General features: G+C 73.9%; 5 protein-coding genes and 1 pseudogene. 4 read left to right on the forward strand and 2 right to left on the reverse strand.

Annotated features, from left to right (window positions below):
• Positions 1-115: 115 nt before the first annotated feature.
• Positions 116-742, reverse strand: a pseudogene (locus ABGB16_RS32875) (excinuclease ABC subunit UvrA); the annotation flags it as partial.
• Between the two features lie 482 nt (positions 743-1224).
• Here ABGB16_RS32875 and ABGB16_RS32880 point away from each other — a divergent pair.
• Positions 1225-1848, forward strand: coding sequence for a hypothetical protein (locus ABGB16_RS32880; protein ID WP_347671961.1), 624 nt, complete (start codon positions 1225-1227; stop codon positions 1846-1848).
• Positions 1845-2381 carry a hypothetical protein gene (locus ABGB16_RS32885; protein WP_347671962.1) on the forward strand — a complete coding sequence of 179 codons (537 nt, stop codon included), beginning with the start codon at positions 1845-1847 and terminating at the stop codon, positions 2379-2381. The genes ABGB16_RS32880 and ABGB16_RS32885 overlap by 4 nt, the downstream gene beginning before the upstream one ends.
• Here ABGB16_RS32885 and ABGB16_RS32890 read toward each other — a convergent pair.
• Entirely contained in the window at positions 2370-2600 is a 231-nt protein-coding gene (locus ABGB16_RS32890) for a hypothetical protein (RefSeq protein ID WP_347671963.1), read from the reverse strand. The genes ABGB16_RS32885 and ABGB16_RS32890 overlap by 12 nt on opposite strands.
• A 438-nt stretch (positions 2601-3038) precedes the next feature.
• On the opposite strand from ABGB16_RS32890, the gene ABGB16_RS32895 reads away from it, so the two are divergent.
• Both ABGB16_RS32895 and ABGB16_RS32900 read left to right on the forward strand, forming a co-directional pair.
• On the forward strand, positions 3039-4328 hold the full coding sequence (locus ABGB16_RS32895) for a serine hydrolase (protein WP_347671964.1): 1290 nt from the start codon (positions 3039-3041) through the stop codon (positions 4326-4328).
• A 746-nt stretch (positions 4329-5074) separates the two neighbouring features.
• Positions 5075-5743 (forward strand): peptidylprolyl isomerase, encoded by a 669-nt coding sequence (locus tag ABGB16_RS32900; protein WP_347671965.1) that lies wholly within the window; start codon positions 5075-5077, stop codon positions 5741-5743.
• The last annotated feature ends 215 nt before the right edge of the window (positions 5744-5958 follow it).

A 5958-nucleotide genomic window follows, 5' to 3' on the forward strand; every position in this document is an offset into this window, starting at 1 on the left:
TCAAACTCCAAGTACCAAGCCCGCGGACCCAACGTAGACCGGCATAGCTACAAAGCCACCATCGCGATCGACATCATCACAAACCATTGCGAAACACCCGCCGGACCTTAACCGAGCGGCGTTGGGTGTAGTCCTGCAACTTGACGTCCGGATCGAACAGGCCGGAGGCGACGAAGACCTTCCAGTACCAGGAGTCGACCCCGAAGTTCGGTACGGTGATCGCGCCGTCGTTGAGCGACCGTTCCACGTCCACGAGCTGGTGCACGTCGAGGTCCGAGACCCGGCCGATCCCCTCGCAGGTGGGGCACATCCCCTCCGGGAGGTTGAAGCTGAACGCGCCAGCCGGGCCGACGTACGGCCGGCCCAGGCGGCTGAAGACGATGCGCAGCATGGCGTACGCGTCGGTGGCCGTGCCCACGGTCGACCGCGAGTTGGCGCCCATCCGCTCCTGGTCGACGACGATGGCGGCGCTGAGGTTGCGCAGCGAGTCGACGTCCGGTCGGGACCGGCTGGGCATGAACGACTGGAGGAACGCGCTGTAGGTCTCGTTGATCAGGCGCTGCGACTCGGCGGCGATGGTGCCGAAGACGAGCGAGGACTTCCCGGAGCCGGAGACCCCGGTGAAGACGGTGAGCCGCCGCTTGGGGATGTCGACGGAGACGGACGCGAGGTTGTTCTCCCGGGCGCCGCGTACCTCGATCATGTCGTGGCTGTCGGCGACGTGCCGTGCTGGCTGCTGCATCGGAACCCTTCACGCGATTCGAGGGCAGGCCGAAACCCGCCCGGTTTGTGCTGTCCGGGGCCTGGCCGTTTCAATTGTCTCATTCGCTGCCGGGTGGAGACTTTCGTCGAGCTGCCACGCTCGGTCCCGCCTGGATAGGCGGGAAAGTCTCAAACGGAGGGGCAACCGGTACGTGAACGCCGTGAGCGAGCGGGCGGCGCGGCGCTCGACGCCGGCCATGCCGAGCCGGACCGGGAGCGGTCCGCGTTCCGGCAGGTGCTGGACGCGTTCGACACCGTGCTGACCGGCGGGGCCGCGCCGAGCGCCGGGGACAGCCGCGACGCGGGTCCCGGCTCGTCGAGGCGGGTCGGCGTCCGCCCGGCCCGTCGGCGCTCCGCCCGCATCGGCGAGATGGCGGCCTGCTGGGGGTCCGCCCCTCGCGGCTGCGCGTGTGGGAAACCCGCGGGCTGCTGCAGTCCCGTGTGAACTCGGGCAGGAGACACATGGGTAGTTCCCGTGCGTCCGTCAACATCGGTAATGTCGCCGACTTCAATCGCCAGTTCTTCCCGGTGGACTTCCGGGCCGATCACCTGGGCACCTGGGATCTGGAGGGGCACCACTACGCGTGCCTCGCGCCTTTCTACAGCAGCAGTCCCGGCCTTGTCGTCATGCGGCTGGCCCCGCGGCAGGAGTGGGTCGAGCTGCAACTGGCGACCATGCACTGGCCTCATCTGGATCTCCGTACCGACGTGTTGGGCGACGCCGGCGGGGTGTGTGCGGCGTTGCTCGCGAACGAGCGACTGCTCACCGACGTCGCCGGCGCGGTCCGGGCCGGGTCGGATCTGCTGCCGTGGGGCACACGGCAGGCTTCGCCGCTGTCCGGGACCGGGTGTCCGCCGGCGTGGCGGGAGGCGGGCGGGTTCAAGGCGGCGCCGGTCCTGCTCACCCGGGGCATGGGCATCGCCACCACCGCCCCGACGCCGGCCCGGGCGGTGAAGCAGATCATGCGCGATTCGAGTCCAAGGTCCGGGCGAACGAGCGGTTCCGGCTCGCGGCGGCCGCCGCTGACCGGGTCGTCGTGGCGCGGCAGGACGTCTGCGAATCGATCGAGGATGCGGCCGTCGTGATCGTGCGCCGGGTCGCCGAGACCGGCCTGTCCGAGCATCAGGCGCTCACGGACGCGGTGACGAGCGTGCAGGGCACCCGGGCCGCCGGTTTCTCGATCCAGATGCTGTTCCCGCTCAGCTCCAAGCGCGGGACGTTGCTGGACTGGGCCGGCCGCCACGGCCTCTGGTCGCCGCCGTCGCTGTGGACGCTGGTCGCGGCGTTGTCGGTCTGCGTCGAGGACGGCCTCGCCGAGGACGGCACGGGGGACCTCGACATCTCCTGGTTCAATCCGGACGTCGGTGACGTCGTCCGTGCCAGGCCGGACGGATGCCCGGCCTGCCGGCCGATGCTGATCGACACGCTCCGGGCGTTCCGGCTCCATCCCGGTCCCGCCGCACTGGAGGCCGCGCTGACCTGGTCGGGCTGCGGCTGCCGCCGCCCGCCGGAACCCGACCCGCCGCAGGTCACGTACCGGGAGCGGCTGGCCGAGATCGCCGCCCGGTGGGAGGCGGAGGCCGATCCCACGGCCGCCCGTCCGGCCTCAGCCGGGTAGCCCCCACGCCAGCCGCCAGCCGGGCGGGAACTCGAAGTCGAGCAGGCTGACCGCCATGATCAGTTGCCCCTGGTGCAGAACCTCGTGCTGCAACATCCGTTCCAGGTGCGCGGCGACGGGCAGCGGGCCCTCGCCCGGCCATGCCACGGTGTCCGTCCGGCCCGACGCCTCGACCGCCGGCACGAGCAGATCGCTGTCCACCCGCGCCAGATACGCCAACAGGTCGGCCTTCGACGACCCGTCCGCAATGATCTGGGCGCTCCGAACCGCATCTCCCTCGAGGTGAGGGCGCTCGCGTAGCTGCACTCGATCCGGCCGAGATGCCGGAACTGTCGCCACAGGTGGCCCACTGTCGATGCGGGAGAGTGCCCGAGCTCCCGGTCGGTCAGCCAGCCCAGCAGCTCGAACGTACGCCCCCGGACCGGGCGCCAGCGATCCAGGAACCGGTCCTCGGTTGGATCATCCACTCCAGCCGCCATCTGTCGTGGCGGGTCCGCCGCCGTCCGTGCCGCAGATTCTATGGGCGTTCGCTCACGTGCGCGCGGATCCCGGCGCACGGACCTGCCCCGCCACGCGATCATCACCCGCACGCCGACGGCGAGTGACGGCCACGCCGGTGTCGGCTCCCGCCGATCATGCCCGTTAGGGTGGCTGGCCATGAGGGTTCCGGTGCTGGTCGCAACGGCCGCCGTCGTACTCGCCGCCGTCCCGGCCGCCGCCGCACCCGCCCGCGCCGGCGCGGGCGCCGCCGTACCGGGGCCGGCCGCCGTCGCGCCGGGCGTGGCCGTCCCGGGTGTCCCCGGTGCCCGGGCGGCCGCCGCCACGCTGCCCTGCCCGAAGGCGAAGGCGCCGAAGGTGCAGCGCTCCCCGCGGCCGACGCCGCCGCCGTCCGTGCCCGAGCACCAGGCCGTGGGCGGAGCCGCACTGGCCACCCCGGGCCTGGTCGTGCCGGCCGGCGCGCCCGCCCCGCCGGCGGTCACCGCGACCTCCTGGCTGGTCGCCGACCTCGACACCGGCGCGGTGCTCGGCGGCTGCGGCCCGCACGAGTACGCCACGCCGGCCAGCGTGCAGAAGCTGCTGCTGACCGCCACCGCGCTGCCGAGGCTCGACCCGAAGCAGATGGTGACGGTGACGAACGCGGACCTGCGGATCGCCCCCGGCAGCTCCGCCGTCGGCCTCGTCGAGGGCGGCCGGTACACCGTCGAGACCGTCTTCCTGGGGCTGCTGCTGCAGTCCGGCAACGAGGCGGCCAACGTGCTGGCCCGCCTCGTCGGCGGCCCGGACGGGGCGGCCGGCGGGGTCCGGGCGATGAACGAGCAGGCACGGCACCTCGGCGCCCTGCAGACCCGCGCGGTGACCCCGTCGGGCCTGGACGCTCCCGGCCAGTTCACCAGCGCGTACGACCTGGCGCTGATCGCCCGGGCCTGTTTCGCGAACCCGACCTTCCGCCGGTACGCGCTCACCGAGCGGACCCAGATCCCCGCCCAGCCTGCCCTGCGGCGGAAGGGCTTCCAGATCCAGAACGAGAACCAGCTCATCTACCGCTACCCGGGCGCCCTCGGCGGCAAGACCGGCTTCACCGACTACGCCCGGCACACGTACGTCGGCGCCGCCCAGCGCGACGGCCGGCGGCTGGTGGTCACCCTGCTCGGCGCCGAGCCCCGGCCCATGCGCGGCTGGGAGCAGGGGGCGGCGCTGCTGGACTGGGCCTTCTCGCTGCCGCGGGACGCCTCGGTGGGGCGGCTCGTCGAGCCGGGGGAGACGGCCGCGGACTCGACCCCGGCGTCCGCCGCGGCCGCCGCCCGGCAGCCCCGGGCCGTGGCCGCCCACGACGTCCGCGCGGCCGGCCTGTCCGAGGCCTGGCCGCTGGTCGCCGTCGCGGTGGCCGCCGTCGCGGCGGTGGGGCTGGTGGCCCTGCTGCTCCGCCGGCGTCAGCGCCGGACCTGACGGACCTGACGGGCCGGACGCCCCGGCCCCCGCCGGATTACCGCCCTGCTGGCCGGTTTCCGGCCGTTCGCGGCCCCGCGCCGCTCGCGGCGGCGTCAAGTCGTCCCTTCGGGTAAGCGCGCCCGGTGAGGGTGGAGGACAGGGGACGCATCGTCGTGGTGTCGGCCGACGTCGGCGCCGGCCACGAGGCGGTCGCGGCCGAGCTGGTCCGTCGCCTGCGCGACCGTGGTTTCCTCGTGGACCGGCTGAACTTCCTGGACGTCGTGCCGGCCCCCGCCGGATGGGGGTTCCGGGACGCGTACCGGGGCGTGCTGCGCCGGGCGCCGTGGTGGTACGAGCTGCTGTTCACCGTCAGCGGGCGGTCCCGGCGCGCCGCCGCCGTGCTGCGGGCGCTGCTCGCCCCGCTGCGGCCGCGCATCTCCCGGCGGATCCCGCCGGACACCCGGGCGCCATCGTGGCGGGCGTCTGGCTTGCCGGCACGGCGCGGCGCGGTGGCGGTGGCGTCGAAGCGGGCCGCGCCGCCGGCGGTCGTGGCGCCGGCGCCGGCACGCCGGGCATCGACAGCGGGCAGCGACCTCCATAGACTGCGCTCTTTCTGGCATTCGAGCCCAGGGAGGACGCACGTGTCGAGGTCACCCCGCCGGCAACCGGCAGCACCGCCGTCAGCGCACCGCAGCAGGACGCGGACCCCCCTCCGGGCCGCCGGCGTCGCGCTCCTCGCCGCCGCGCTGGTCGGCGGCAGCGGAGTGGCCGCCGCGGCCGCCCCGCCCGCCGAGGCGCCGCCGAGGACCACGCCCGGCCCCTGCGCGTACACGGAGACGCCCGACGAGCCGGCCGCCCGGCCCGTGCCGCTGCCGTCGGACCCGCGACGCACGACGGGCCCCGACGCCGTACGGGTCACGCTGCGGACCAACCAAGGCCCGATCGGGCTGACCCTGGACGCGGAGCAGGCGCCCTGCACCGTGCGGAGCTTCCTGCACCTGGTGCGGCACCGGTTCTACGACCGCACCTGGTGTCACCGGCTGACCGCGTACCCCACGCTCAGCGTGCTCCAGTGCGGCGACCCCTCCGGTACGGGCTCGGGCGGGCCCGGGTACCGCTACCGCGACGAGCTGCCCACCGACCTGCCGCCCGCGCCGACCGATCCGACCGGGGTGCGCAAGGTGTACGCCAGGGGTGTCCTCGCGATGGCCAACGCGGGCCCGGACACCAACGGCAGCCAGTTCTTCCTGGTCTACGCCAACTCGGCGCTGCGCCCCAACTACACGATCTTCGGCGAGGTGGACGCCGCCGGCCTCGCCACCCTGGACCGGATCGCGGCCGGGGGCATCGCGCCCACGGCCGAGAACCCCGCCCCGGTCGACGGCGCGCCCGCGCTGCCGGTGGAGATCGCCGAGGCCGACCGCCGGCACTGACCGCCGTCCGGCGGGCACCCCGACGGCGCTCCCGGGAGCGGTATCCGCCGGGGCCGGGTGGTGCCGGGTCCGCGCGCACCAGGGCTAACCCCAACGCCGCTCGGTTAAGGCGTTGTGGCGGCTGTCGAGGGGTGTGTCGCTCAGGCAAACAGAAGCGGAGTTCCGGTATTGAGGTGAGTCACTCCAAGAAACCCTCGAGACCAGGAACTCCGCTT

Origin of the sequence: Micromonospora sp. B11E3 (assembly GCF_039871625.1) — a bacterium.
In the GTDB taxonomy this organism is placed as follows: Bacteria; Actinomycetota; Actinomycetes; order Mycobacteriales; family Micromonosporaceae; genus Micromonospora.